Genomic DNA, 26,028 nt, shown 5'->3' on the forward strand with positions numbered 1-26,028 from the left:
TTTCCGACCCCTTACAGCTTCATCAGGCTGGCGTCGTCGACCGAGGCCGAGTGGCGGGAGCGGAACAACGACACGATGATCGCGAGTCCGACGACCACTTCCGCGGCTGCGACGACCATCGTGAAGAACGCGACGATCTGCCCGTCGAGGTTGCCGTGCATCCGGGAGAACGTGACGAGCGCCAGATTGCAGGCGTTGAGCATCAGCTCGACGCACATGAACACCACGATCGCGTTCCGCCGGATCAGCACCCCGGAGGCGCCGATCGCGAACAGCAGGGCCGCGAGGTAGAGGTAGTTGACCGGGTTCACTTGGCGGCCTCCGAGTTCTCCGCCGCGGACGGGGGATTGGCTCCGCGCGCCACGACGTCCGCGTCCTCGCGCCCGAGTCGCTCCCCGGAGCGCTGCTCCAGGGCCTTGAGATCGGCGAGGGACTGCTGCGAGACGTCACGGACCTGGCCGCGCTGACGCAGCGTCTGCATGACGGTGAGCTCGGACGGCGTGCCGTCGGGGAGCAGACCGGGGACGTCCACCGCGTTGTGCCGGGCGTAGACGCCGGGGGCGGGGAGCGGCGGGAGGTGCTTGCCGCGCACGCGCTCCTCGGACATCTCCCGCTGGGTCTTGGCGCGTTCGGTGCGCTCGCGGTGCGTGAGCACCATCGCGCCCACCGTCGCGGTGATCAGCAGGGCGCCGGTGATCTCGAAGGCGAAGACGTACTTGGTGAAGATGAGGTTGGCGAGCCCCTCGACGTTGCCGCCGTGCCGGGCGTTGGCGGCGCCGAGCCCCTGGAACGTGCTCAGGGACGCGTGGCCGATGCCCGCGATCAGCAGGATGCCGAAGCCGAGGGCGCATCCGAGGGCCATCCAGCGCTGCCCCTTGAGGGTCTCCTTGAGGGAGTCCGCAGCGGTGACGCCGACGAGCATGACGACGAAGAGGAACAGCATCATGATCGCGCCGGTGTAGACGACGACCTGGACGATGCCGAGGAAATAGGCCCCGTTGGCGAGGTAGAACACCGCCAGGACGATCATGGTCCCGGCGAGCGAGAGCGCACTGTGCACGGCCCTCTTCAGCAGGACCGTGGCGAGCGCGCCGATCACGGCGACGGTGCCCAGGATCCAGAACTGGAAGGCCTCGCCCAACGAGGTGGAGGTGGCTGCGGCCAGCGCGTTCACGCCCCCACCCCCTTGTCCTGCGGGGTGTCGGCGGTCCTGGCCGACGCGGCGGGGTCCTCGTCGGGCTTGTCGCTCTCGCCCTTGGACACGGCCGTCTGGCGGACCGTGCCGGGCGCGACCTCGGTGACCACGCCCCGGTAGTAGTCCTGTTCGTCCATGCCGGGGAAGATCGCGTGCGGGCTGTCGACCATGCCTTCCTCCAGGCCCGCGAGCAGCTCGTCCTTGGTGTAGATGAGGCTCTCGCGGGTGGTGTTGGCGAGCTCGAACTCGTTCGTCATCGTCAGCGCCCGGGTGGGGCAGGCCTCGATGCAGAGTCCGCACAGGATGCAGCGCGCGTAGTTGATCTGGTAGACGCGGCCGTAGCGCTCTCCCGGGGAGTAGCGCTCCTCCTCGGTGTTGTCCGCGCCCTCCACGTAGATCGCGTCCGCCGGACACGCCCAGGCGCACAGCTCGCAGCCGACGCACTTCTCCAGGCCGTCCGGGTGACGGTTGAGCTGGTGCCGGCCGTGGAAGCGGGGCGCCGTCACCTTCGGCGTCTCCGGGTACTGCTCGGTGAGCCGCTTCTTGAACATGGCCTTGAAGGTCACGCCGAAGCCGGCCACGGGGTTCTGGAACTTCTCCCCCGACTCCCCCTTGCCCGAGGATCCAGCGGATCCCGATGAGCCCGTGAGCTCTGGTTTCTCAGACACCGCCGGCCTCCTTTCCGTCACTCGCATTTCCGTCACTCTGAGTATCCGGCCCGCCACTGACAACGAGCTCCCGCTCGCGTCGTGGAGTGCGCCTGGGCACCGGCGGCAGGGTCTGTCCGGGCAGCGGAGGCACCGGGAACCCGCCCGCCATCGGGTCGAAGGCGGGCTCCGGTCCGGCCGCCTCCTCCTCGATCCGGTTTCTGCGGTCGCGGAACATGTCGACGACGAACGAGATCAGCAGGATCGCGATCACGGCCGCGCCGACGTACAGCACGATCCGGGAGAAGTCGTAGCCCTCGTTGCGCAGGGCGCGGACGGTGGCGACGAGCATCAGCCAGACCACGGAGACCGGGATGAGGACCTTCCAGCCGAGCTTCATCAGCTGGTCGTAGCGGACCCGGGGCAGGGTGCCGCGCAGCCAGATGAAGAAGAACAGCAGCAGCTGGACCTTGAGGATGAACCAGAGCATGGGCCACCAGCCCTGGTTCGCGCCCTCCCAGAAGGTGCTGATCGGGTACGGAGCCCGCCAGCCGCCGAGGAAGAGGGTCACGGAGACCGCGGAGACGGTGACCATGTTGACGTACTCGGCGAGCATGAACATCGCGAACTTGATCGAGGAGTACTCGGTGTTGAACCCGCCGACGAGGTCGCCCTCGGACTCCGGCATGTCGAACGGCGCCCGGTTCGTCTCCCCGACCATCGTGATGATGTAGATGATGAAGGAGACCGGCAGCAGGATGACGAACCACCGGTCCGCCTGCGCCTCCACGATCGCCGAGGTCGACATCGACCCGGAGTAGAGGAACACCGAGGCGAACGCGGCGCCCATCGCGATCTCGTAGCTGATCATCTGGGCGCAGGAGCGCAGACCACCGAGCAGCGGGTACGTCGATCCGGAGGACCAGCCCGCGAGGACGAGGCCGTAGATGCCGACCGAGGCGACCGCGAGGATGTAGAGCATCGCGATCGGAAGGTCGGTGAGCTGCATCGCCGTACGGTGTCCGAAGATCGACACCTGGTTGTCGGCGGGGCCGAACGGGATGACCGCGATCGCCATGAACGCGGGGATCGCCGCGATGATCGGCGCCAGGACGTAGACGACCTTGTCGGCCCGTTTGACGACGACGTCTTCCTTCAGCATGAGCTTCATGCCGTCGGCGAGCGACTGGAGCATGCCCCAGGGGCCGTGGCGGTTGGGGCCGATGCGCAGCTGCATCCAGGCGACGACCTTGCGCTCCCACACGATGGAGAACAGCACGGTCACCATCAGGAAGGCGAAGCAGAAGACCGCCTTGATGCCGACGAGCCACCAGGGGTCCGTGCCGAACATCGAGAGATCCTCGGCAGCGAGGACGACGCCCTCGGGCGCCGTCGTGAGTGCGGCGAGGCCAGTCACGCTCGTACCTCCGATGGTTCGACGGGAGCACCCGGCGCGGCGGCGGGGCCGATCCGCACCAGGCCGCCGGGGTTCGCGCCGGTGCCGGCGGGGATGCCGCGCCCCACCGAGTTCAGCGGCACCCAGACCACCCGGTCCGGCATGTCGGTGACCGCGAGGGGCAGTTCGACGGTGCCGGCCGGTCCGGTGACGGCGAGCAGGTCGCCGTCCTTGACGCCGGACTCGGCGGCGGTGACCGCCGAGAGCCGGGCGACGGCCGCGTGCCGGGTTCCGGCGAGCGCGGTGTCGCCCTCCTGGAGCCGGCCGAGGTCGAGCAGCATCCGGTGGCCCGCGAGGACCGCCTCGCCGTCGCCGGGCCGGGGCAGCGGCTGTGCGCTCTCCCGCGGGTCCTCCGCGTGGCCGCCCTCCCAGCCGCCGAGCCGGTCCAGCTCGCGGCGGGCGGCGGTCAGGTCCGGCAGGGCGAAGTGCACGTCCATGGCGTCGGCCAGCATGTGCAGCACCCGGGAGTCGACCGGTGCGAGCGTCCGGGGCATCTGCTCGGGCTTCAGGGCCGCCTGGAACATCCGGGCCCGGCCCTCCCAGTTGAGGAAGGTGCCGGACTTCTCCGCGACGGCGGCGACCGGGAAGACGACGTCCGCCCGGTCGGTGACCGTGCTCGGCCGCAGCTCCAGCGAGACCAGGAAGCCGACCTCGTCCAGCGCCTGAAGGGCGCGGGCCGGGTCGGGCAGGTCCTCGACGCCGACCCCGGCGACGAGCAGCGCGCCCAGTTCGCCGGTGGCCGCGGCCTCGATGATCTGGCCGGTGTCACGGCCGTAGCGGGAGGGCAGTTCGGCCACCCGCCACAGGTCCGCGACCTCGTCCCGGGCCCGCGGGTCGGTGGCCGGGCGGCCGCCGGGCAGCAGGGAGGGGAGCGCGCCCGCCTCCACCGCGCCCCGGTCGCCGGCCCGGCGCGGGATCCACACCAGGTGTGCGCCGGTGGCGGTGGCGGTGCGGACGGCGGCGCTCAGCGCGCCGGGCACTCCGGCGAGCCGCTCGCCGACGATGATCAGGGAGTGCTCCCCGCGCAGCGCCTCGGCGGCAGCCGCCCCTTCGGCCTCCAGGCCGACGCCGCCCGCGAGCGCGTCGAGCCACTCGGTCTCGGTGCCGGGGGCGGCGGGCAGCAGCGTGCCGCCCGCCTTCACCAGGCCCCGGGTGGCGTGCGAGGCGAGCGCGAAGGTCTTCTGGCCGCTCTTGCGGTGGGCCTTGCGCAGCCGCAGGAAGACGCCGGGCGCCTCCTCCTCGGACTCGAAGCCGACGAGCAGGACCGCGGGGGCCTTCTCCAGCGCGGTGTACGTGACTCCCCGGCCGTCGAGGTCCCGGCCGCGTCCGGCGACCCGGGCGGCCAGGAAGTCGGCCTCCTCGGCGCTGTGGACCCGGGAGCGGAAGTCGATGTCGTTGGTGTCGAGGGCGACCCGGGCGAACTTGCTGTAGGCGTAGGCGTCCTCGACGGTCAGCCGGCCGCCGGTCAGGACGCCGGTACGGCCGCGGGCGGCGAGGAGACCGGCCGCCGCGGCTGCCAGGGCCTCGGGCCAGCTCGCCGGCTCCAGGACGCCCTCGGCGTTGCGGACCAGCGGGGTGGTGAGCCGGTCGCGCTGCTGGGCGTAGCGGAAGCCGAACCTCCCCTTGTCGCAGAGCCACTCTTCGTTGACCTCGGGCTCGTTGGCCGCGAGGCGCCGCATGACCTTGCCGCGCCGGTGGTCGGTCCGGGTCGAGCAGCCGCCCGAGCACTGCTCGCACACCGAGGGGGTGGAGACCAGGTCGAAGGGGCGGGAGCGGAATCGGTACGCCGCCGAGGTCAGCGCGCCGACCGGGCAGATCTGGATGGTGTTGCCGGAGAAGTACGACTCGAAGGGGTCGCCCTCGCCGGTGCCGACCTGCTGGAGCGCGCCGCGCTCGATCAGCTCGATCATCGGGTCGCCCGCCACCTGGTTGGAGAACCGGGTGCAGCGCGCGCAGAGCACGCAGCGCTCGCGGTCCAGCAGCACCTGGGTGGAGATCGGGACGGGCTTCTCGAAGGTCCGCTTCTTGCCGTCGAAGCGGGAGTCGGCGCCGCCGTGCGACATCGCCTGGTTCTGGAGCGGACACTCGCCGCCCTTGTCGCAGACGGGGCAGTCCAGCGGATGGTTGATCAGCAGCAGCTCCATCACGCCCTTCTGCGCCTTGTCGGCGACAGGAGAGGTGATCTGCGACTTGACGACCATGCCGTCGGTGCAGGTGATGGTGCAGGAGGCCATCGGCTTGCGCTGGCCCTCCACCTCGACGATGCACTGGCGGCAGGCGCCGGCGGGGTCGAGGAGCGGGTGGTCGCAGAAGCGCGGGATCTCGATGCCGAGGAGTTCGGCGGCCCGGATGACCAGGGTCCCCTTGGGGACGCTGATCTCGATGCCGTCGATGGTCAGCGTGACCAGGTCCTCGGGAGGCAGTGCCGCCTCGCCGCCCCCGGAGGGCGCACTCGTGGTGACTGTCATGCGTTCACCCCCCGGTGAGCGTTCTTGCCGTCGGTGTTCGTGTCGTCGGCCCAGACCGTGGACCGGGCGGGATCGAAGGGGCAGCCCTTGCCCGTGATGTGCTGTTCGTACTCCTCGCGGAAGTACTGGAGCGAGGAGAAGATCGGCGAGGCGGCACCGTCGCCGAGCGCGCAGAACGACTTGCCGTTGATGTTGTCGGCGATGTCGTTGAGCTTGTCGAGGTCGGCCATCTCGCCCTTGCCCGCCTCGATGTCGCGGAGCAACTGGACCAGCCAGTACGTCCCTTCGCGGCAGGGTGTGCACTTGCCGCAGGACTCGTGGGCGTAGAACTCGGTCCAGCGGGTGACGGCCCGCACGACGCAGGTCGTCTCGTCGAAGCACTGGAGCGCCTTGGTGCCGAGCATGGACCCGGCGGCCCCGACGCCCTCGTAGTCGAGCGGGACGTCGAGGTGCTCCTCGGTGAACATCGGGGTGGAGGAGCCGCCCGGCGTCCAGAACTTCAGCCGGTGACCGGCCCGGATGCCGCCGCTCATGTCGAGGAGCTGGCGCAGCGTGATGCCGAGCGGGGCCTCGTACTGGCCGGGGCTGGTGACGTGGCCGCTGAGCGAGTAGAGCGTGAAGCCCGGGGACTTCTCGCTGCCCATCGACTTGAACCAGTCCTTGCCCCGGTTCAGGATCGCGGGAACCGAGGCGATGGACTCGACGTTGTTCACCACAGTGGGGCAGGCGTACAGACCGGCGACCGCGGGGAAGGGGGGCCGCAGCCGGGGCTGGCCACGCCGCCCTTCGAGAGAGTCGAGCAGCGCGGTTTCCTCACCACAGATGTACGCACCGGCGCCCGCGTGCACCGTGAGTTCCAGATCGAGTCCTGAGCCCAGGACGTTCGTCCCCAGATAACCCGCCTCGTACGCCTCTCGTACGGCCTCGTGCAGTCGTCGCAGCACGGGGACGACCTCACCGCGCAGATAGATGAACGCGTGCGAGGAGCGGATCGCGTAACAGGCGATCACGATGCCCTCGATGAGGCTGTGCGGGTTCGCGAAGAGGAGCGGGATGTCCTTGCAGGTCCCCGGCTCCGACTCGTCGGCGTTGACGACGAGATAGTGCGGTTTGCCGTCCCCCTGCGGGATGAACTGCCACTTCATCCCGGTGGGGAAGCCCGCGCCGCCGCGTCCGCGCAGACCGGAGTCCTTGACGTACGCGATGAGGTCGTCGGGCGCCATGGCGAGTGCCTTGCGCAGCCCTTCGTAGCCCTCGTGGCGGCGGTAGGTGTCCAGGGTCCAGGAATCGGGCTGGTCCCAGAAGGCGGAGAGGACGGGTGCGAGCAGCTTCTCGGGGCTCGTCCCGTTGTGGTCGATCTCGGCGGCCAAGGTCATCACTCCCCCTCCTCGGCTGCGGGCCCGGCCGAGTGATCCGGGTCGGAGGCCGAGGTCTGCTGTGGTGCGTCGTGCGAGCTGAGGTGCTCCGACGGCGAAGGGTCGTGCGGCGGGGCGCCCTGGGGCTGCCCGGCGCGCGGGGAGACCACGCGCGCCTTCGGGAGGGCCTCTCCCTTGGCGAGCTTCAGCCCGACGAGGGAGGCGGGGCCCGCGCCGCCGGTGGCCTCGACGGCGCCGGGACGCTCGTCGGGGAAGCCGGCCAGGATGCGGGCGGTCTCCTTGTAGGAGCAGATCGGTGCGCCGCGGGTGGGCTCGACGGTCCGTCCGGCGATCAGGTCGTCGACGAGCTGCGTGGCGCTCTGGGGCGTCTGGTTGTCGAAGAACTCCCAGTTGACCATCACGACGGGCGCGAAGTCGCAGGCGGCGTTGCACTCGATGTGCTCGAGGGTGACCTTGCCGTCCTCGGTGGTCTCGTCGTTGCCGACGCCGAGGTGCTCCTTGAGCGTGTCGAAGATGGCGTCGCCGCCCATGACCGCGCACAGGGTGTTGGTGCAGACGCCGACCTGGTAGTCGCCGCTCGGCCTGCGCCGGTACATGGAGTAGAACGTCGCGACGGCGGTGACCTCGGCGGTGGTGAGGTCGAGCGTCTCGGCGCAGAAGGCCATGCCCGTACGGGAGACGTATCCCTCCTCGGACTGCACGAGGTGCAGCAGCGGCAGCAGGGCGGAGCGGCTGCCGGGGTAGCGGGCGAGCACCTCCTTCGCGTCCGCGTCGAGCCGGGCGCGTACCTCGGCCGGGTAGGGGGTGGCGGGGAGCTGCGGCATCCCCAGACTGACGTCTTGGCGTGATGTGGTCACCGGTCGACGCCTCCCATCACGGGGTCGATGGACGCGACGGCGACGATGACGTCGGCGACCTGGCCGCCTTCGCACATCGCCGCCATGGCCTGCAGGTTGGTGAAGGACGGGTCGCGGAAGTGGACCCGGTAGGGGCGGGTGCCGCCGTCGGAGACGACGTGCACGCCGAGTTCGCCCTTGGGGGACTCGACGGCGGTGTACGTCTGCCCGACGGGGACCCGGAAGCCCTCGGTCACCAGCTTGAAGTGGTGGATCAGGGCTTCCATGGAGGTGCCCATGATGTTCCGGATGTGGTCGAGCGAGTTGCCGAGACCGTCGGGGCCGAGGGCCAGCTGGGCGGGCCAGGCGATCTTCTTGTCGGCGACCATGACCGGTCCTGGCTCCAGGCGGTCGATGCACTGCTCGATGATGCGCAGCGACTGGCGCATCTCCTCCAGCCGGATGAGGAAGCGTCCGTAGGAGTCGCAGGTGTCGGCGGTGGGGACCTCGAAGTCGTAGGTCTCGTAGCCGCAGTACGGGTCGGACTTGCGCAGGTCGTGCGGGAGGCCGGCGGAGCGCAGCACCGGGCCGGTGACGCCGAGCGCCATGCAGCCGGTGAGGTCGAGGTAGCCGACGTCCTGCATGCGGGCCTTGAAGATGGGGTTGCCGGTGGCGAGCTTGTCGTACTCCGGCAGGTTCTTCTTCATGGTCTTGATGAACTCGCGCAGCCGGTCGACCGCGCCCGGGGGCAGGTCCTGGGCGAGGCCGCCGGGGCGGACGAACGCGTGGTTCATCCGCAGGCCGGTGAAGAGCTCGAAGAGGTCGAGAACCAGTTCACGATCGCGGAAGCCGTAGATCATGATCGTGGTCGCGCCGAGCTCCATGCCGCCGGTGGCGATGCACACCAGGTGCGAGGAGAGCCGGTTGAGCTCCATCAGCAGCACGCGCAGGACGGTGGCCCGGTCGGGGATCTGGTCCTCGATGCCCAGGAGCTTCTCGACGCCCAGGCAGTAGGCCGTCTCGTTGAAGAACGGCGTCAGGTAGTCCATCCGCGTGACGAAGGTGGTGCCCTGCGTCCAGTTGCGGAATTCGAGGTTCTTCTCGATGCCGGTGTGGAGGTAGCCGATACCGCAGCGGGCCTCGGTGACGGTCTCGCCGTCGATCTCCAGGATCAGGCGCAGCACCCCGTGCGTGGACGGGTGCTGGGGGCCCATGTTGACGATGATGCGCTCGTCGTCGGACTTCACCGCGGATTCGACGACCTCGTCCCAGTCGCCGCCGGTGACTGTGTAGACAGTCCCCTCGGTCGTGGCACGGGGCGTTGCGTGGGGAGTGGTCATCAGGAGTACGACCTCCGCTGGTCCGGAGCCGGGATCTGGGCGCCCTTGTACTCGACGGCGATGCCGCCGAGCGGGTAGTCCTTGCGCTGCGGGAAGCCCTGCCAGTCGTCCGGCATCATGATCCGGGTCAGGGCCGGGTGCCCGTCGAAGACGAGCCCGAAGAAGTCGTACGCCTCGCGCTCGTGCCAGTCGTTGGTCGGGTAGACCTCGACGAGCGACGGGATGTGCGGGTCGCTGTCCGGGGCGGACACCTCCAGCCGGACGACCCGGCCGTGGGTGAGGGACCGCAGGTGGTAGACGGCGTGCAGCTCGCGGCCCTTGTCGCCCAGGAAGTGGACGCCGCTCACGCCCGTACAGAGCTCGAAGCGCAGGGCGGGGTCGTCGCGCAGGGTGCGGGCCACCTGGACCAGGTGCTCGCGGGCGATGTGGAAGGTCAGCTCGTCGCGGTCGACGACCGTCTTCTCGATGGCGTTGGCGGGAAGCAGGTCCTGTTCCTCCAGGGCCCCTTCGAGCTCGTCGGCCACCTCGTCGAACCAGCCGCCGTACGGCCGGGAGACGGCTCCCGGCAGGGTGACGGTGCGGACGAGGCCTCCGTAGCCGGAGGTGTCGCCGCCGTTGTTCGCGCCGAACATGCCCTTGCGGACGCGGATGACCTCGCCGCCGGTGTCGCGCGGGGCGGGTACGGCGTTGCCGTTCGCGTTGGGGTTCTCGCTCACCGAAGCAGCCCCTTCAGCTCGATCAGGGGCAGTGCGTTGAGGGCCGCTTCCTCCGCCTCGCGGGCGGCCTCCTCGGCGTTGACCCCGAGCTTGCCGTTCTGGATCTTCTGGTGGAGCTTGAGGATCGCGTCCAGCAGCATCTCGGGTCGGGGCGGACATCCCGGCAAATAAATATCAACCGGGACAATGTGATCAACACCCTGCACAATGGCGTAATTATTGAACATTCCGCCCGATGACGCACAAACCCCCATGGAAATGACCCACTTGGGATTCGGCATCTGGTCGTAGACCTGCCGCAGGACGGGAGCCATCTTCTGGCTCACCCGCCCCGCGACGATCATCAGGTCCGCCTGCCGCGGTGATCCGCGGAAGACCTCCATCCCGAACCGGGCCAGGTCGTAGCGGCCCGCGCCGGTCGTCATCATCTCGATGGCGCAGCAGGCGAGTCCGAACGTGGCCGGGAAGACGGAGGACTTCCGCACCCAGCCCGCGGCCTGCTCGACCGTGGTCAGAACGAAGCCGCTCGGCAGTTTCTCTTCGAGTCCCATGGTGTGCCCCTCAGCCCCTCAGTCCCATTCCAGGCCGCCCCGACGCCACACATACGCATAGGCGACGAAGACGGTGAGCACGAAGAGCAGCATCTCCACGAGCCCGAAGATCCCCAGGGCGTCGAAGGAGACCGCCCAGGGATAGAGGAAGACGATCTCGATGTCGAAGACGATGAAAAGCATCGCCGTCAGGTAGTACTTGATGGGAAAGCGGCCGCCTCCGGCCGGAGTCGGGGTGGGTTCGATACCGCACTCGTACGCCTCGAGCTTCGCCCGGTTGTAGCGCTTGGGGCCGATAAGCGTGGCCATGACCACGGAGAAGATCGCAAACCCTGCCCCGAGGGCGCCGAGCACGAGGATGGGCGCGTAGGCATTCACGCTCCTCAGCTCCTTCCAGTCGTCCTTGACCGTTGGACCGCATCGGGCGACCGGCTCGCCGCCTCACCAAGATCGTGCACATGTGAGGCAGTTCACAAGCCCGACTGCCCCGCATCCTATGCCTGCTCCCCTGTGATCTGCGACACGGGGTACGACAACGGCTTTGTGATCTCCACCACCTGACGAAGGATCATGAAGTCGTATGAGCGGTGATCTTCGTACGCGAAGCGGCCGAGTGATCACGAGACGTGACATTCAGTGGTGTTACCGCTGGTCAAAGGCGTGCGGCGCTATCAATCGACGGCCTGTACAAGCAAATTGGTGATGGGACGCCCGGCGGTGATAAGGGGCCACTCGACCTCGCCCGTCACCCGGTCGAGGGGCAACAGGGATCGATGGGGACATGTGCGTGCATTCACGAAGTTCCGGATCGAGCACCCGGCCGTGGGCGGCCACGCCGGTCGCGGGCGCGAGGGTTGCCCGCCCCGGTGGACTCACACTGTGACCTGCGCCACTCGGCCCCACCTCCCGGAAAGCGGGGCTTGGCCATCGGTGTGAACGGATGGTAAGCGACGGGCAATTAGGGCGTATTACCGAAAGGCGGTGATCACGCGCCTGATCGCGACCGTCCGATTTGCCCGTTACGGCGTCAATAAAGGCGCTCAGAAAGCGGATTCACACATTCCGAACGTAACTGTGTCGCAACACACGTTTCTTGATGGGACCCCCGGGGCCCTGATAGCGCTAGTACCCATGTCCCACACCGCTCACATACCCAGCCACCGGAAGCCCCGCCAGCGTGCCTCGAAGTCGGCGCTGCGAGCCGGAGTTGCCGGTGGCGTCCTCAGCACGATCGCGGTCGCGGGTGCCGCCGGTCCGGCCCAGGCCGAGCCGGTGACCCAGACCATCGAGATGCCCACCATCACGTCCGGCTTCTCCACCGCTGTGGCCGCCTCCGCTCAGGCCACCCAGCAGGTCGCCCTCGACCTGGAGACACAGGCGTACGAGGACGCCGCGGCAGAGAAGGCCGCGAAGACGGCCAAGAAGGCCCACGCCGAGGCCGTCCGCAAGGCAGAGGCCGAGAAGAAGGCCGAAGCCGCCGCGAAGGCCAGGGCCGAGGCAGCGGCGGAGGAGCGCGCCGAGCGCGCCTCCCGCACCGCCGAGCGCACGACGCTCAGCGCCTCCTCCGGCTCCTCGGGCAGCTCCGCCTCCGCCCCCTCGTCCTCCTCCAACGTCGGCGGCTCCGCCGGCGCCATCGTCGCGTTCGCCAAGGCCCAGGTCGGCGACGCGTACGTCTCCGGCGGCACCGGCCCCAACGCGTGGGACTGCTCGGGCCTGGTCCAGGCCGCCTACCGCACGGTGGGCATCGACCTGCCGCGCGTCTCGCAGTCGCAGTCGACCGCCGGCACCCAGGTCTCCCTGGACAACCTCCAGCCCGGCGACATCCTGTACTGGGGCGGCGCGGGCAGCGCGTACCACGTCGCGATCTACGTCGGCGGCGGCGAGTTCGTCGGCGCGCAGAACTCCGGCACCGGCACCGTGCAGCGCTCCCTGGACTACGACCGGCCGACCGGCGCGGTCCGCGTTCTCTGATTCACAAGCGGTTCCGCGGCGCCCGTCGGCGCACCGGAATCCGGCTGAGGGCCGCCACTCCCCCGCTCGGGAGTGGCGGCCCTCGGCCGTTGGGCCTCAGCCCGTCGCGCGGCTCGGGGCCGCCCACGCCCGGCCGGCCCCGGCCGTGAGCAGCGCCGCGCCCATCAGCAGGGCGCTCACCCAGACCGGCGCCCGGAAGCCGAGCCCGGCGTCCAGGGCCAGGCCGCCCGCCCACGGGCCCACCGTCGCCCCCAGGTTGAACGCGGTCGTCGAGAAGGCCCCGGCCAGGGTCGGGGCCCCGGGGGCGAGGCTCAGGACCCGGGTGATCAGGGCGGTGCCCGTACCGAAGGCGAGCAGGCCCATGAACGGGATCAGGGCCAGGGCGAGCACCGGGCTGCCCGCCGTCAGGGCGAGCGCGGCCCAGCCGAGGGCGAGCGCGGCCATGCCCGTGGCGACGACGGCGACCGGGCGGGTGTCGGCGAGCCGGCCCGCCACCGTGACCCCGGCGAAGGAGCCCGCCCCGAAGAGCGCCAGGGACACCGGCACCCACGCCGCTCCCAGGCCCGTCTCCCGGGTGAGGAGCGGCTCCAGGTAGGAGAACGTGCAGAAGGTCGCGCCCTGCACCAGGGCCATCGTGAGGAGGACCGGCCGCAGTCGGGGTCCGGTCAGCGCGCGCAGTTCGTCCCGTACGGGCACGGGCGCGACGCCCGGGTCCGTACCCCGGCCCCCCGGGATGGAGCGCAGGACCGCGAGGACGGCGGGCAGCGAGACGACCGCGACCGCCCAGAAGGCCGACCGCCACCCCCACCGCTCCCCCAGGACCGCGCCGGCCGGTACGCCCACCACGCAGGCGATCGTGACTCCGCCGACGACCACGGCGGTGGCCCGGCCCTTCAGCCGGTCGGGGACCATCGCGACGGCCGTGGTCAGGGCCACCGCCCAGAAGCCCGCGTTGGCGAGGGCCCCGACGAAGCGGGTCGCGAGGAGCACCTCGTAACTCGGGGTGAGCGCGCCCACGACATGGGCGGCGACGAACACCGTGAGGAAGAGGAGCAGGGCGCGGCGGCGGGGCCAGGTGCGGCTGGAGAGCGCCATCAGGGGGGCGCCGATGACCATCCCGACGGCGAAGGCGGAGGTGAGCAGGCCGGCGGCGGAGAGCGAGACGTCGAGGTCGGCAGCGATGCCCGAGACGAGCCCGGACAGCATGAACTCGGAGGTGCCCTGGGCGAAGACCGCGAGCCCGAGGACATATACGGCGAATGGCATGGGTGAGAAGCCCCTTGGAACGGAACCGTCGGGTGGACAGACAGGCCGGAGTGCGGGGATGCGGGCCGCGCGAGACGCCCGCCGGAGGCCCGGCGGGGGCGGCGGAGTGCCCGGCGGTGATCAGCCGGTGGCACGAACCCTGCGTACGGGGGTGATTCAGCGCGTACGCGAGGGAGGAACGGCCCGTACCCGCGGTGATCCGGCGGGCGTGGAACCGTACGGGAGGGGGCCGGTGACCCGAGGGGTCAGGCGGCGACGCTCAGCACGAACACGGCCACCGGCGCACCGGTGGCCGGAGTCTGTCGGACTCGGGGCTGGCCATGGGACAGGAGGTTACCGTCCGGGTGGCGGCGCCTCCAGCGGTTTTCCCGGCCGGAGGGCCGCCGTCCGGATCAGCGGCGGCGGGGGCGGCGGTTCGTCCGCTCCGGCTCCTTGGCCGAGGTGGTGGGCGCGGGCGGCGCGTCGTACGGGGCGTCGAAGTCCTCGTCCTCGTCCGTCGCGGTCGGATCCACGGCGAAGCGGGGCTCCAGGAAGAGGCCCTGGTGCTGGGGCAGGGAGGCGGTGGTCATGGCTGTCTGTCCTTGGGGTCGAGCAGCGCTGTATCGGCTTGTTCCGTACCCCGCTGGCCTGCGTTCGGTGTGAGCGTGCGTCAAGAGGAGTGGTACGCGCCGGGTGCCGCCGCTGTGTGCGGGGGCGGGCGCCCGCCGGTCCGGACTGCCGACAACCGGGGAGGCGCGCAAATCATCGCACACGATCACCCGCGGGGCCGAGGATTACCGGTGGCGGGTGGGCGCGTGGGGCGTCAGAGGACGACGCGGAAGTGCGTGGTCAGCCGCCGGTCCTCGCCCAGGACGTGGAACGCGAGGCCCGGGGGCTGGTCGCGGTCGGCCGGCCGGTCCCCCTCCCAGGGCATGCGCAGGGTCCAGGTGACGGCGGGGCCGACGATCAGGGGGCGGCCCCCGAAGGCCGAGGCGGCGGCCGTGTGGGCGTGCCCGGTGAGGACGGCGACGACCCGCGGGTGGGCCTCGAGCAGGGCGGCGAGCCGCTCGGGCTCCTGGAGCATCCCGGCGTCCGGCAGCGGGTGGTGGAGCTCGACGGGCGGCTGGTGGAAGGCGATCAGCGCGGGGACGCCGTCGGGCAGCCCGGTGAGGGTCGCGTCGATCCAGGCGAGCGTCTGCGCGTCGAGGCGTCCCTCGTCCCGGCCCGGGATCGTGGAGTCGCACATCAGGATGGCGGTTCCGGCGATGCGGTGGACCCGGTTGACGGGCGCGGTGTCCGGGGCCTCCCCGAGGAAGGCCTTGCGGTAGGCGGGGCGGGCGTCGTGGTTTCCGGGGCACGCGAGCACGGGGAACGGCGCGTCCAGCAGGCGTACGGCCTCCTCGTACTCGGCCTCGGTCGCGTGGTCGGCGATGTCCCCGGTGACCAGCAGCGCGTCGACCGGGCGGGGCAGGGCCCGCAGATGGTCCATGACGCGGGCGGCCCGCCGCGTCGCGCGTTCACTCCCGTCCAGGTGCAGATCGCTGATCTGAGCAAGCAACATGAGCGGCACTCCCCCGTCTAACGCTTGTTTTCATTCTTCCGTTAGGACTCTAGAGTGGGAAGCGCAGACGTTCAAGAGGCGGCGGAGGGAGCAACGGGTGGCACAGCGGCCCGTCATGGAGCTGGTGAGCACCATCCGTCACGACGGGGACGGCGGAGTCCTCGACGACCTGGACACGGTCCGGGGAACGCATCGCTGGCTCCAGCAGCAGCCCGGCCTGCTGACCACCGCGAGCGCCCCCGGGGACCTGGTCGCCGACGAGGAGCTCCGGGCCGCGGTCATCGGCCTGCGGCGGGCGGTGCGGGCCCTGTTCGCCCGGGTGGTCAGCCCGGCACCGCCCAGCCCGGCCGACGCCCACCGGCTGATGCCCGCCGACCGGGCACTGACCCACCTCAACGCGGCCGCCGCCCGGGAGCCCGTCGCCCCCCAGCTGGAGTGGCCGGCCGAAGGGGCCCTGACGGCCCGCCTGTTGTCATCGGAGGACGATCCGGGCGTACGGCTGGTCGCGGCACTGGCGCGGGACGCCGTCGACTTCCTGAGCGGCCCGGAGCGCGAGCTGCTGCGGGCCTGTCACGCGCCGCGCTGCGTACGCTATTTCGTCAAGAGCCACGGTCGGCAGGAGTGGTGCAAGCCCTCCTGCGGCAACCGGGCCCGGGTGGCCCGCCACTACGAACGCACGCGTGCGGCGGGCCCTTCCTGAGCGGCCTCAGGCCCTCGGGGCCACCTTCGACAGTCCGTTGATGATGCGGTCCATCGCGTCGCCGCCCTGCGGGTCGGTCAGGTTGGCCAGCATCTTCAGCGTGAACTTCATCAGCAGCGGGTGGGTCAGGCCGCGCTGGGTGGCGATCTTCATGATCTTCGGGTTGCCGATCAGCTTCACGAAGACGCGGCCCATCGTGTAATAGCCGCCGTAGGTCTCCTTGAGCACCTTCGGGTAGTTGTTCAGGGCCAGTTCGCGCTGGGCGGGGGTGGCGCGGGCGTGGGCCTGGACGATGACGTCGGCGGCGATCTGGCCCGACTCCATGGCGTACGCGATGCCCTCGCCGTTGAACGGGTTGACCATGCCGCCCGCGTCGCCGACGAGCAGGAGGCCCTTGGTGTAGTGCGGCTGGCGGTTGAAGGCCATCGGGAGGGCCGCGCCCCGGATCGGCATGGTCATGTTGTCCGGGGTGTAGCCCCAGTCCTCGGGCATCGAGGCGCACCAGGCCTTGAGGACCTCACGCCAGTCCAGCTCCTTGAAGGCGGAGGAGGAGTTGAGGATGCCGAGGCCCACGTTGGAGGTGCCGTCGCCCATGCCGAAGATCCAGCCGTAGCCGGGCAGCAGCCGGTCCTGGGAGCCGCGCTTGTCCCACAGCTCCAGCCAGGACTCCAGATAGTCGTCGTCGTGGCGGGGCGAGGTGAAGTACGTCCGGACGGCGACGCCCATCGGGCGGTCCTCGCGGCGGTGCAGGCCCATCGCCAGGGAGAGCCGGGTGGAGTTGCCGTCGGCGGCGACGACGAGGGGGGCGTGGAAGGTGACCGGGGTCTTCTCCTCGCCGATCTTCGCCTGGACGCCGGTGATGCGGCCGGTGCGCTCGTCCCTGATCGGTGCGCCCACGTTGCAGCGCTCGTGCAGCCGGGCTCCGGCCTTCTGCGCCTGCCGGGCCAGCTGCTCGTCGAAGTCGTCGCGCTTGCGGACCAGGCCGTAGTCCGGGTAGGAGGCGAGATCCGGCCAGTCCAGCTGGAGCCGCTGGCCGCCGCCGATGATGCGCAGGCCCTTGTTGCGCAGCCAGCCTGCCTCCTCGGAGATGTCGATCCCCATGGAGACGAGCTGTTTCGTGGCGCGGGGCGTGAGCCCGTCGCCGCAGACCTTCTCCCGGGGGAAGGCGGTCTTCTCCAGGAGCAGGACGTCGAGTCCGGCCTTGGCGAGGTAGTACGCGGTCGTCGAGCCGGCTGGGCCCGCTCCGACGACGATCACGTCCGCGCTGTGCTCGGAGAGGGGCTCGGTCACGGTCGGATCTCCCGAAGACTCGAATTCGCGTGCCGCGCGGCACATGTCCCGTGCAGTCTATGGGGGCCTGCAGACCAACCCTCCGAAGGGCTCCCTCATGTCGATCGCGCCTGCCACGCCCCCGGCTTCGGCCCCCGCCGTACGCCTCCGTGTTCCGACGGACGAGGACGCCCTGAGCTGGCACCGAGCCTTCGACGACCCCGAGGTCATGGAGTTCTTCGGGGGCCGGCGGGCGGATTTCTCCGTGTACGAGGAACTCACCGCGCGCCAGCGCCGGCACGACGCGGAGCTCGGCTACTGCCTGTGGACCGTCACGGACGAGGACGACACCGTACTCGGCTTCACGGGGGCGCAGCCGTGGCCGCACACCCACTACGGGCCGGTCGGGGCGACCGAGATCGGCTGGCGGCTGGGGCGGGCCGCATGGGGACGCGGGTACGCCTCCGCCGCCGCCCGCATCACGCTGGAGCGGCTGCGGGCGGCGGGGGTGCGCGAGGCGGTCGCGATGGTCCACTCGGGCAACGCCCGGTCGATGGCGGTCGCGGAACGGCTCGGGATGCGGCGGGCCGAGTCGTACGCCACCCCGCGCGGCCAGGAGGCCGTCTGCTTCCGCCTGGAGCTGTGAGACCGGGGCCGTCGCGGGACCGTCAGGCGCGGGTGGCCCGGTGCAGGGCCACCACGCCGCCGGTCAGATTGCGCCAGGCGACGTCCGACCAGCCGGCCTTCTGGAGCAGTGCGGCCAGGGCGGGCTGGTCGGGCCAGTCCCGGATCGACTCGGCGAGATAGACGTAGGCGTCCGGGTTGGAGGACACCGCGCGGGCGGCCGGCGGGATGGCCCGCATCAGGTACTCCGTGTAGACCGTGCGGAACGGGGTCCAGGTCGGCTGCGAGAACTCGCAGATCACGACCCGGCCGCCGGGCTTCGTCACCCGGTACAGCTCGCGCAGCGCCACGTCGGTGTCCTGGATGTTGCGCAGCCCGAAGGAGATCGTGACGGTGTCGAACGTCTCGTCCTTGAACGGCAGTCTCATGCCGTCGCCCGCGGTGAACGGCATCCACGGATGGCGCTCCTTGCCGACCTTGAGCATGCCGAGCGAGAAGTCGCACGGCACGACATAGGCGCCCGCCTTCACGAAGGGCTGCGAGGAGGTCGCCGTACCGGCCGCCAGGTCCAGGATCTTCTGTGCGGGGCGGGCGTCCACCGCCTGGGCGACCGCCTTGCGCCACAGCCGGGCCTGGCCGAGCGAGATCACGTCGTTGGTCAGGTCGTAGTTGGCCGCCACACCGTCGAACATCGAGGCGACTTCGTGCGGCTGCTTTTCCAGGGAGGCTCGGGTCACCCTGCCATTCAAGCAGCCCGGCCCCGCGGATCAGTGAGGGCGGTCTCCCGCGATCGCCACGCGTTCGGCGACCCGGCGGTGCGGGGCGTAGTCGTTGACCGCGTAGTGCTGGGTCGCCCGGTTGTCCCAGAACGCGACGTCCCCCGCGCGCCAGGCGAACCGCACCTGGAACTCCGGGGCGTGCGCCTGCTGGAAGAGCAGCCGCAGCAGCCGGTCGCTCTCCTCCTGGGCGAAGCCCACGATCCGGGTGGTGAACGAGGCGTTGACGAAGATCGTCCGGCGGCCGGTGACCGGGTGGCGGCGCACCACCGGGTGCTCGACCGGCGGGAACCGCTCCTGGTGGGCCGCCAGCCGCTCCGGCGGATAGAAGCGGGAGAAGCCGGGGATGAAGTCGTGCACCGCCCGTGCCCCCTCGATCCGCTCCCGCACTTCCCGGGGGAGGTTGTCGTACGCGGCGGCCATGTCCGCCCACAGCGTGTCGCCGCCCACCGGCGGCACCTCGCGGAGCTGGAGGACCGCGCCGAGGGCGGGGCGCTCGCGGAAGGTGACGTCGGTGTGCCAGACGTTCTCGAAGGTGGGGACGGCGGTGCGGTCGAAGCGGACCACCTCCGGGTCGTCGCCGGTGGCGAGCAGCGGGTTGGTCTCCAGCTCGCCCCAGTGCCCGGCGAACGCGCGCTGCTGGAGCGAGGTGAGGTGCTGGTCGCGGAAGAACAGCACCTTCCACTCCAGCAGGGCCCGGTCCAGCTCGTCGCGCAGGGCGGCCTCCAGCGGGCGGGAGAGGTCGACGCCGTGGATTTCGGCGCCGATGACCCGGCCGAGCGGAACCACGCGGAACCGCTCGTAGGGGCGGTCGGTCCAGCCCTCCGGGACCCGGCGCAGCTCGCGCGGGCCCTCGTAGAGACCGTCGGCGGGGATGCGGGCCTCGCGCAGGACGGGCGTCGTCGCGATGGTCATGATCCTTCTCCTCTCGTCGTACAGGGCGTGCCGTGGTGCCGGGCCGCGGTGTCAGCGGGCCGCGTTGCGCACCGCCGTGCCGATCTCGGCCCGCAGCGCGGCGTACTCGGGCAGTCCGCGCAGTTCGTCGGGGTCCGCGCCGGTGCGGGGCAGGTCGATCGGGATGTCCAGGGCGATGCTCCCGGGTCGGTCGGTGAGGACGATCGCGCGGGTGCCGAGGAAGACCGCCTCGTCCACGCTGTGGGTGACGAAGACCGAGGTGGTCCCGGTCTCCGCGCTCACCGTACGCAGGTCCTCCTGGAGCCGCTCCCGGGTGAGGGCGTCGAGCGCGGCGAACGGCTCGTCGAGCAGCAGGAGTCGCTTGCCGCCCGCCAGGGCGCGGGCGATGGCGACGCGCTGCTGCTGGCCGCCGGAGATCTGCCAGATGCGGCGGCCGGCGGTGTCCGCGAGGCCGACGCGTTCCAGCAACTCCGCGGTCCGCTCCCGGCGTTCGTCCCGGGACACGCCCGCGTACTTCAGCGCCAGGCCGATGTTGTCGCCGACCGTGCGCCAGGGGAAGAGGCGCGGCTGCTGGAACACGATCCCCGCCTGGCTGCCGGGGTCGGGGCGCTCGCCGAACACCTCCACCGTGCCCTCGGTGGCGTGTTCGAAGCCCGCGATCAGCCGCAGCAGGGTGCTCTTGCCGCAGCCGGAGGGCCCGACGAGCACCAGGAACTCACCGGCGGGAATCTCCAGGTCGAGGGGGCCGAGCGCCGTCACGGCGTCCGCGCCCCGCCCGTAGGAGTGGCGGACCTCGCGTACGGAGACGACGGACGCGGCGCCGGGGTCCGTAACGGTCTCCTCGCGCGTCTCGCGAGCCTTGCGGGTGTCAGGGGCTGACGGCATCGCTGAGCCCTTCCACGTGGATGGCCTTGCGCAGGGTCTCGACGTCCGGTGCGGAGTCGATCTGCTTCTGGTCGACGAGGAACTGCGCGGCGCTGTGCAGGTTGTCCGCGAGACCGCCGACCTTGCCGGGGGCGCCGAGCCACTTGGCGTCGGCCTGCTCGGCGGGCTTGAGGAAGATGCCCTGTTCGATCTGGGCCCCCGCCTCGGCCGGGCTGATGCCGAGCTGCTTGCCCACGGCCGCCGACGCGGCGTCGGGGTCGTCGTGGATCAGGTCGAGCGCCTGGGCCTGCGCCGTGCGCCAGGCGGGCAGCACGTCGGGGTGGGCCTCGAGGAAGCTGGTGGAGGCGACGCCGAGATCGAGGGTGGGCTTGCCGCCCGCGGCGAGTTCGCGGCTGGAGACGATGACCTCGCCGGTCTTCTTCAGCTCCTCCAGGGTCGGCAGCCAGACATACGTGGCGTCGATGTCGCCGCGGGTCCAGGCGGCCAGGATGTCCTGCGGTTCCAGGTCGAGGAGCTGGACCTTCGAGGCGTCCACGCCGGCCCGGTCGAGCGCGGCGAGCAGGCTGTAGTGCGAGGTGGAGCTGAACGGGGTGGCGACCTTCTTGCCCTCCAGGTCCTTCACCGAGGAGATCTTGGAGCCGTCGCGGGCGACCAGCGCCTCGTTGTCCCCGGCCACGTCGAGCACCCAGGTGACCTCGTACGGAATGTTCAGCGGCGCGGAGAGCCCCCGGGCCACCGGGCTGGAGCCGATCGCGGCGAGGTCCACGGCCCCGGCGACGAACGCGGTGTTGATGCTGGCGCCGGAGTCGAACTTGGTCCACTTGATCCGGTAGCCGGGGAGCGCCTTCTCCAGCCAGCCCTTCTCCTTGACGATCAGGTCGCCGCTGGGGAACGCCTGGTAGGCGATGCGTATCGTCTTGCCGCCGTCGCCCCCGTCGCCGGAGCCGCCGCCCTGACCGCAGGCCGTCATCACCAGCAGGGAGCCCAGGGCCGCGGCGAGGGAGGTGATGCGGAGGAGGCCGCGTGTTCGGGGCATGTGGGTGTCCTTCGTTCCGGGGTTGCGGTGCGGGCGGTGGTGCGGGCGGGTCATGCGTGGGAGCGCCACGGGGCGAGCCGGTCCGCCAGCAGCCGCAGCGCCGCGTCGATGAGCAGACCGGAGATGCCGATGGCGAAGAGGCCGAGCACGACGGTGTCGGACTGGTTGTAGCGCTGCGCGTCGCGGATCAGTCCGCCGATCCCGGGCAGTCCGTTGACGGTCTCGGCGGCGACGACGGAGGAGTACGCGATGCCGAAGGCGAGCCGGACGCCGACGAGGATCTCGGGCAGCGCGGACGGCAGGACGACGGAGGTGACGACCTGGGCGCGCCGCGCCCCGATCGCGCGGGCCGCCTCGACCAGGGCCGTCGGCGCGGACGCCACCGCCGATGCGGTGGCGACGGCGACCGGCGGCATCGCGGCGATGGCCAGCAGCCACAGCTTGGGCGCCTCGTCGATGCCGAACCAGATGATCAGCAGGCTGAAGTAGGCGAGCGGGGGCAGGGTGCGCAGGAAGGCCACCGCGGGCTCCAGCACCACCCGGACCCAGGGGAGCGTCCCCATGAGGACGCCGGCCACCAGCCCGGCGGCCACGCCCGCGCCGGCCCCGACGAAGATCCGGCGCAGGCTGATCCCGAGGTGTTCGATCAGGGTGTGCCCCTGGTAGCCCCGGACGCCGTCGTGCGTACCGGAGGTCTCCAGCAGGGCCCGCCACACGGCGGCGGGCGAGGGCACCAGCACCGGCGACCACAGCTGGAGCGCGGTCACCAGCTGCCAGAGGCCGAGCAGGACGGCGAGCGCGAGGACCCGCAGACCGATGCGGCGCAGCAGGGCGGTGCGTTCGGGACGGCGGCGGCGGCCGTCCCCGGCCGGCGGGCCGGAGATCACGGGGGCGGCGGGTCCGGCGGGTCCGGCGGTCCGTTCCCGCACGGACGGGGAGGTCGGCATGAAGGGGTCTCCGGAGTCATGGAGCGTCGCAGGACCGGGGAACGGGCCGGCGGGAGGAAAGAGCGGGCGGCGCGGGGAACGCGCGGACGCGAGGGGCGGAGACCGGAGGCGGAGAAGGCGCGGGAGGCGCGGATACCGGGGACGCGCGCAGGCATCACGTGGGCATCGCCGAGGATGCCGCGGCAGGCATCAACAGGATGCGCTGGAAACGCGGCAGAGATCGATGTGGAGGCACTCCACCAGAAAACGATCGACTGTCACGAGCGCTGTTCTAGCACAGCGCTTCGCGCGGGCACCAGGATCCGCCAGGGAGTGAGACGCCCCCGGACCGGTGCGTGGACCGGCCGGCACATCGCCACGAACCGATCTTCACTTCTCTTCAACCTTTTCGGCACACGCGTGCTCTGTAAGGGGTGGGGGTCGAGGAGAGGGGAGGGCGGATGCCGGCTGGGGCGGAGCCCGCCATGGCGGACGGCGAGAGCGCCGCGTTCGAGGCGTACGCCCGGACCGGGCAGCACCGGCTGTACCGGACGGCCTACCTGCTGTGCGGAGACGTCGAGGGCGCGCGGGACCTGACGCAGACGACGCTCGCCAAGCTCTTCCAGCACTGGCGCAGGGCGAGCCGGGCGGACCATCTCGACGCCTACGCCAGGACCGTGCTGGTGCGCACCTTCGTGGCCGAACGCCGCCGCACCGTCAGCGATCTGCTCGCCCACCGGCGCAACGCGCCCCGCCCGCACCCCGATCCGGCCGCGGGGGCCGACCTCCGGGTCACCCTGCTCGGGCTGCTCGCCGAACTCCCGCCCCGGGCACGGGCGATGGTCGTCCTGCGCTACTGGGACGACCTGAGCGTGGAGACCGTCGCCTCGCTGCTGCGGTGCAGCGAGTCCACGGTGAAGAGCCAGTGCTCGCGTTCGCTCGTCCGACTGCGCGCCCGGATGGGCGACGTCCAGTTCTACTCCACCGGAAGCTGAGGGCCGGTCATGACCCCTGAACCGCACGAGCACCCGCCGCTTCGCGCGCCCGACGAGGAGCTGTTCCGGGACGCCCTGCACCGGACCGCGGGACCGCTGCCCCTCCAGCCCGACCTGGTCCCCGCCGCCGTACGGGAGGGGCGCCGACGCCGGGCCAGGACCCGGGCGTTCGCGGTGGCCGGTACCTTCGTCGCGGTCACCGCCGTGACCCTGGGCCTCGCCGTGCTCGGTCCCTGGCTGCTGTCGGGACCCGAGGCGGATCCCGTCGTGCCCGCCGGACCGTCCCTCTCCCTGCCCGCCCCGACCCCGTCACCCCAACGTACGGAGCCACGCCCCGAGATGCCGAGCCCGATATCCACCCCCGGGGCGACGACGCCCCCCGCATCGCCGCCCCTGTCGGCCCCGCCGGGTTCCGGCCCCGAGGAGGCCCCGCGCCTGGAGGACTTCCGGAAGCAGGTCGCCGGGGCCCTGGACGCCCTGCTGCCCGCGTCCATCGGGACCGTCCTGCCGGTCGGCGACGACGCGCAGAGCTACCAGGGGCGGCGCGGCGGGATCGTGCACGCCGTCCGCCTGTCGGTGCGCCCGGATCCGGGGAGCGCGACGCCCGCCTGCCGCGACCTCCCGGAGAAGGGGCTGACCTGCGACGGCCTCACGCTGGACGACGGCACGCCCGCCCGGGTGTACCGGCAGCCCGCCGCGGGCCGGACGGGGACGGAGGTCTCCCTGCGGTACCGGTCCGGCCGCAGCACGGTGGTGCTGTCCGTCTCGCCCGCGCCGTCGGGGGCGGGCGGCGCCCCCGTCACCGCCGGGGACCTGGTCCGGGTGGTCCAGAGCCCGCGGTTCCGGGAGCTGATCGCGTACGCCGACGAGAACCCGGTGACGCGGAGCGGGGCCGCCTCGTGACGCGCCGCCGCTCCACGGGCACCCTGCCGCGCGCGTACGGCGAGCGCGACGAGGACACCTTCCGGCTGCGGATGCCGCCGCCCCGGTCCTCGGGGCCCGGGGCGGGCCGTGCGCGGTCGACGGCCCGCTCCCGGGTGCGGCGCCGACGGCGGAACCGGCGCCGGGCGGCCTCTCTCGCCGTGCTGGCGCTCGCGGTCGTGGCGGGCGCGGCTCTCGCCGTCGGCCGCCCCTGGCAGGACGGGGGCGGACCGGGCAACGCGGCTCCGGCCGGGGCGCCGACCGCTCCGGCGGGCGGGCCGGACAACGCGGCGGAGCCCGTCCGGCCGCGGCCCGCCCCGCCGGCCCCGGTCCCGTCCGCCTCGGCCGGGGCGGACGCCGACGGGTCCGGGGACCTCCCCGCATCGGGGCCCGGCACGTTCACCGTGGCCCGCGCGGGCGTCACGGCGAAGGGCGGGGGCAGCGCCTACCGGGTCGAGGTGGAGGACGGCATCGGCGTCGACCCCGACCGGGCCGCCGAGGACATCGCCGCCGTCCTCGCCGATCCGCGCGGCTGGAGCCACGGCGGCGAACGCTCGTTCCGCCAGGTCGCCGACGGACCGGCGGGGCTGGTGATCAAGATCGCCACCCCGGCGACCACCGACCGGCTGTGCGGTGAGTACGGGCTGAACACGCGCGGCGAGGTCAACTGCCGGGGCGGCGAGAAGGTGATGGTCAACCTGAAGCGCTGGCTGCTCGGTTCGCCGCAGTTCGACGGGCCCGTCTCCGAGTACCGGGCGCTGATCGTCAATCACGAGGTCGGCCACTGGCTGGGGCGCGGCCACGAGACCTGCCCGGGGAAGGGCCGTCCCGCGCCCGCGATGATGCAGCAGATCGACGGGCTGAATGGCTGTGTCGCCAACGCCTGGCCGTACGACGCGAAGGGCCGCTATCTGGGAGGCCCGAAGGTCCCGTGATCCCCCGGGCGCCGCAGGCTTCAGCGGGCGCGGTGCACGAGCCGCCCCGCGAGGACGGTCGCCACGCAGGCGGCCGCCCCCGCCTCGTACAGCGCCGCCTCGTCGGGCACGTCGAAGACCGCGAAGTCCGCGCGCCCGCCCACGGTCAGCGGGGCGCCCGCCGTACCGGCCAGATCACCGCCCGCCGCGAAGGGGTCCAGGTCCGGCGGGCCGGGCGGGCCGGGCGGGCCGGGCGGGGGCGGGACCTGGACGAGACCGGACCGGGAGAGGGCCGTGCGCAGCGCGGGGTCGTCCGCGCCGAAGGGGCCCGCCAGGTGCGTGGTGCCGTGCCGCAGCATCCGCTGGAGCCCGCGCCGGACGCCGCCGGCCCGCCGGGTCGCGTCCATCGTCGCCGCGAGCCGCTCGAAATCCTCGCCCCACAGCGGGAGTTCACCCAGCTCCTCGGCCTCGCGCGGGTCCGGGTGGTAGCAGCGGGTGAGCAGCTCCCGGGCCCGGTCCTGACGCAGTCCGGGCGTGAGGAGGCCGGGCCAGCGGCGGACCCGGGCGGCCGGGTGCGCGGCGGCGACCCGCTCGTAGGGTCCGATGGCGGCGATCCGGTCGCCGTCCACCGCCACCGCGCCCTCCACGACGGTCGCCGCGCCGACCGGAAGAACCAGCGGCGCGGCGTGAATCGTCAGCACGGGA

General features: G+C 71.8%; 27 protein-coding genes. 6 read left to right on the forward strand and 21 right to left on the reverse strand.

Annotated features, from left to right (window positions below; all coding sequences use genetic code 11):
* Positions 1–11 precede the first annotated feature (11 nt).
* Genes nuoK through ACH4UK_RS12785 form a run of 11 tightly spaced genes read right to left on the reverse strand, consistent with a single transcriptional unit; the run spans position 12 to position 10,963 of the window.
* Complete coding sequence (nuoK, locus tag ACH4UK_RS12735) at positions 12–311, reverse strand: NADH-quinone oxidoreductase subunit NuoK (protein ID WP_007451729.1); 300 nt, start codon at positions 309–311, stop codon at positions 12–14.
* Positions 308–1,174 (reverse strand): NADH-quinone oxidoreductase subunit J, encoded by an 867-nt coding sequence (locus ACH4UK_RS12740; RefSeq protein ID WP_398356034.1) that lies wholly within the window; start codon positions 1,172–1,174, stop codon positions 308–310. Before ACH4UK_RS12740 ends, nuoK begins: the two co-directional genes overlap by 4 nt.
* Positions 1,171–1,863, reverse strand: a complete 693-nt coding sequence (gene nuoI, locus ACH4UK_RS12745; protein ID WP_398356035.1) for an NADH-quinone oxidoreductase subunit NuoI — start codon at positions 1,861–1,863, stop codon at positions 1,171–1,173. Before nuoI ends, ACH4UK_RS12740 begins: the two co-directional genes overlap by 4 nt.
* Positions 1,856–3,259, reverse strand: a complete 1,404-nt coding sequence (gene nuoH, locus ACH4UK_RS12750; protein ID WP_398356036.1) for an NADH-quinone oxidoreductase subunit NuoH — start codon at positions 3,257–3,259, stop codon at positions 1,856–1,858. The genes nuoI and nuoH overlap by 8 nt, the downstream gene beginning before the upstream one ends.
* A complete protein-coding gene (locus ACH4UK_RS12755; RefSeq protein WP_398356037.1) occupies positions 3,256–5,766 on the reverse strand; it encodes an NADH-quinone oxidoreductase subunit G in 2,511 nt (836 codons plus the stop codon). The genes nuoH and ACH4UK_RS12755 overlap by 4 nt, the downstream gene beginning before the upstream one ends.
* The gene (gene nuoF / locus ACH4UK_RS12760) at positions 5,763–7,145 is read right to left on the reverse strand and encodes an NADH-quinone oxidoreductase subunit NuoF (protein WP_398356038.1); all 1,383 of its coding nucleotides are present in this window, start codon (positions 7,143–7,145) and stop codon (positions 5,763–5,765) included. The genes ACH4UK_RS12755 and nuoF overlap by 4 nt, the downstream gene beginning before the upstream one ends.
* Positions 7,142–7,966, reverse strand: a complete 825-nt coding sequence (nuoE, locus tag ACH4UK_RS12765) for an NADH-quinone oxidoreductase subunit NuoE (RefSeq protein ID WP_398356039.1) — start codon at positions 7,964–7,966, stop codon at positions 7,142–7,144. The genes nuoF and nuoE overlap by 4 nt, the downstream gene beginning before the upstream one ends.
* A 29-nt stretch (positions 7,967–7,995) precedes the next feature.
* Positions 7,996–9,318, reverse strand: a complete 1,323-nt coding sequence (locus tag ACH4UK_RS12770; RefSeq protein ID WP_398356040.1) for an NADH-quinone oxidoreductase subunit D — start codon at positions 9,316–9,318, stop codon at positions 7,996–7,998.
* Positions 9,318–10,034 (reverse strand): NADH-quinone oxidoreductase subunit C, encoded by a 717-nt coding sequence (locus ACH4UK_RS12775; RefSeq protein ID WP_398356041.1) that lies wholly within the window; start codon positions 10,032–10,034, stop codon positions 9,318–9,320. Before ACH4UK_RS12775 ends, ACH4UK_RS12770 begins: the two co-directional genes overlap by 1 nt.
* Positions 10,031–10,585: a NuoB/complex I 20 kDa subunit family protein gene (locus tag ACH4UK_RS12780; RefSeq protein ID WP_398356042.1), complete on the reverse strand. Its 555-nt coding sequence runs from the start codon at positions 10,583–10,585 to the stop codon at positions 10,031–10,033. The genes ACH4UK_RS12775 and ACH4UK_RS12780 overlap by 4 nt, the downstream gene beginning before the upstream one ends.
* Positions 10,586–10,603: 18 nt before the next feature.
* Complete coding sequence (locus tag ACH4UK_RS12785; protein ID WP_003967084.1) at positions 10,604–10,963, reverse strand: NADH-quinone oxidoreductase subunit A; 360 nt, start codon at positions 10,961–10,963, stop codon at positions 10,604–10,606.
* A gap of 753 nt (positions 10,964–11,716) precedes the next feature.
* Between ACH4UK_RS12785 and ACH4UK_RS12790 the strand changes: the two genes are divergently transcribed.
* Positions 11,717–12,556 carry a C40 family peptidase gene (locus ACH4UK_RS12790; protein ID WP_398356043.1) on the forward strand — a complete coding sequence of 280 codons (840 nt, stop codon included), beginning with the start codon at positions 11,717–11,719 and terminating at the stop codon, positions 12,554–12,556.
* Positions 12,557–12,652: 96 nt separating this feature from the next.
* Here ACH4UK_RS12790 and ACH4UK_RS12795 read toward each other — a convergent pair whose 3' ends face one another.
* The 3 genes from ACH4UK_RS12795 to ACH4UK_RS12805 all read right to left on the reverse strand — a co-directional run bounded on the left by ACH4UK_RS12795 (position 12,653) and on the right by ACH4UK_RS12805 (position 15,362).
* On the reverse strand, positions 12,653–13,822 hold the full coding sequence (locus ACH4UK_RS12795; protein ID WP_398356044.1) for a Cmx/CmrA family chloramphenicol efflux MFS transporter: 1,170 nt from the start codon (positions 13,820–13,822) through the stop codon (positions 12,653–12,655).
* 392 nt (positions 13,823–14,214) lie between these two features.
* The gene (locus tag ACH4UK_RS12800; protein WP_398356045.1) at positions 14,215–14,391 is read right to left on the reverse strand and encodes a hypothetical protein; all 177 of its coding nucleotides are present in this window, start codon (positions 14,389–14,391) and stop codon (positions 14,215–14,217) included.
* Between the two features lie 233 nt (positions 14,392–14,624).
* Positions 14,625–15,362, reverse strand: a complete 738-nt coding sequence (locus ACH4UK_RS12805; RefSeq protein ID WP_398356046.1) for a metallophosphoesterase — start codon at positions 15,360–15,362, stop codon at positions 14,625–14,627.
* A gap of 115 nt (positions 15,363–15,477) precedes the next feature.
* Here ACH4UK_RS12805 and ACH4UK_RS12810 point away from each other — a divergent pair, with 115 nt between their 5' ends.
* The gene (locus tag ACH4UK_RS12810; RefSeq protein WP_398356327.1) at positions 15,478–16,062 is read left to right on the forward strand and encodes a CGNR zinc finger domain-containing protein; all 585 of its coding nucleotides are present in this window, start codon (positions 15,478–15,480) and stop codon (positions 16,060–16,062) included.
* Between the two features lie 6 nt (positions 16,063–16,068).
* On the opposite strand, the gene ACH4UK_RS12815 is transcribed toward ACH4UK_RS12810, so the two are convergent.
* Entirely contained in the window at positions 16,069–17,352 is a 1,284-nt protein-coding gene (locus ACH4UK_RS12815) for a geranylgeranyl reductase family protein (RefSeq protein WP_398356047.1), read from the reverse strand.
* A 97-nt stretch (positions 17,353–17,449) separates the two neighbouring features.
* On the opposite strand from ACH4UK_RS12815, the gene ACH4UK_RS12820 reads away from it, so the two are divergent.
* Complete coding sequence (locus ACH4UK_RS12820; RefSeq protein ID WP_398356048.1) at positions 17,450–17,977, forward strand: GNAT family N-acetyltransferase; 528 nt, start codon at positions 17,450–17,452, stop codon at positions 17,975–17,977.
* 22 nt (positions 17,978–17,999) lie between these two features.
* Here the strand turns inward: ACH4UK_RS12820 and ACH4UK_RS12825 are convergent, their stop codons facing one another.
* From ACH4UK_RS12825 to ACH4UK_RS12845, 5 genes are read right to left on the reverse strand one after another with little or no spacing between them, the layout of a single operon-like run.
* The gene (locus tag ACH4UK_RS12825) at positions 18,000–18,692 is read right to left on the reverse strand and encodes a demethylmenaquinone methyltransferase (RefSeq protein ID WP_398356049.1); all 693 of its coding nucleotides are present in this window, start codon (positions 18,690–18,692) and stop codon (positions 18,000–18,002) included.
* Positions 18,693–18,722: 30 nt separating this feature from the next.
* Complete coding sequence (locus ACH4UK_RS12830; protein WP_398356050.1) at positions 18,723–19,646, reverse strand: TauD/TfdA dioxygenase family protein; 924 nt, start codon at positions 19,644–19,646, stop codon at positions 18,723–18,725.
* A gap of 51 nt (positions 19,647–19,697) precedes the next feature.
* Entirely contained in the window at positions 19,698–20,531 is an 834-nt protein-coding gene (locus tag ACH4UK_RS12835) for an ABC transporter ATP-binding protein (RefSeq protein WP_398356051.1), read from the reverse strand.
* Entirely contained in the window at positions 20,515–21,567 is a 1,053-nt protein-coding gene (locus ACH4UK_RS12840; protein WP_398356052.1) for an ABC transporter substrate-binding protein, read from the reverse strand. Before ACH4UK_RS12840 ends, ACH4UK_RS12835 begins: the two co-directional genes overlap by 17 nt.
* Before the next feature lie 50 nt (positions 21,568–21,617).
* Positions 21,618–22,514, reverse strand: coding sequence for an ABC transporter permease (locus tag ACH4UK_RS12845; RefSeq protein ID WP_398356053.1), 897 nt, complete (start codon positions 22,512–22,514; stop codon positions 21,618–21,620).
* 464 nt (positions 22,515–22,978) lie between these two features.
* Here ACH4UK_RS12845 and ACH4UK_RS12850 point away from each other — a divergent pair, with 464 nt between their 5' ends.
* The 3 genes from ACH4UK_RS12850 to ACH4UK_RS12860 are packed head-to-tail and all read left to right on the forward strand — an operon-like array spanning position 22,979 to position 25,344.
* Positions 22,979–23,488, forward strand: a complete 510-nt coding sequence (locus ACH4UK_RS12850) for a SigE family RNA polymerase sigma factor (RefSeq protein WP_398356328.1) — start codon at positions 22,979–22,981, stop codon at positions 23,486–23,488.
* 9 nt (positions 23,489–23,497) lie between these two features.
* The gene (locus ACH4UK_RS12855) at positions 23,498–24,391 is read left to right on the forward strand and encodes a hypothetical protein (RefSeq protein ID WP_398356054.1); all 894 of its coding nucleotides are present in this window, start codon (positions 23,498–23,500) and stop codon (positions 24,389–24,391) included.
* Complete coding sequence (locus ACH4UK_RS12860) at positions 24,388–25,344, forward strand: DUF3152 domain-containing protein (RefSeq protein ID WP_398356055.1); 957 nt, start codon at positions 24,388–24,390, stop codon at positions 25,342–25,344. Before ACH4UK_RS12855 ends, ACH4UK_RS12860 begins: the two co-directional genes overlap by 4 nt.
* Before the next feature lie 20 nt (positions 25,345–25,364).
* Here the strand turns inward: ACH4UK_RS12860 and ACH4UK_RS12865 are convergent, their stop codons facing one another.
* Positions 25,365–26,024 (reverse strand): imidazolonepropionase-like domain-containing protein, encoded by a 660-nt coding sequence (locus tag ACH4UK_RS12865; RefSeq protein WP_398356056.1) that lies wholly within the window; start codon positions 26,022–26,024, stop codon positions 25,365–25,367.
* Positions 26,025–26,028: the final 4 nt, after the last annotated feature.

Origin of the sequence: Streptomyces sp. NPDC020884 (assembly GCF_044333935.1) — a bacterium.
In the GTDB taxonomy this organism is placed as follows: Bacteria; Actinomycetota; Actinomycetes; order Streptomycetales; family Streptomycetaceae; genus Streptomyces.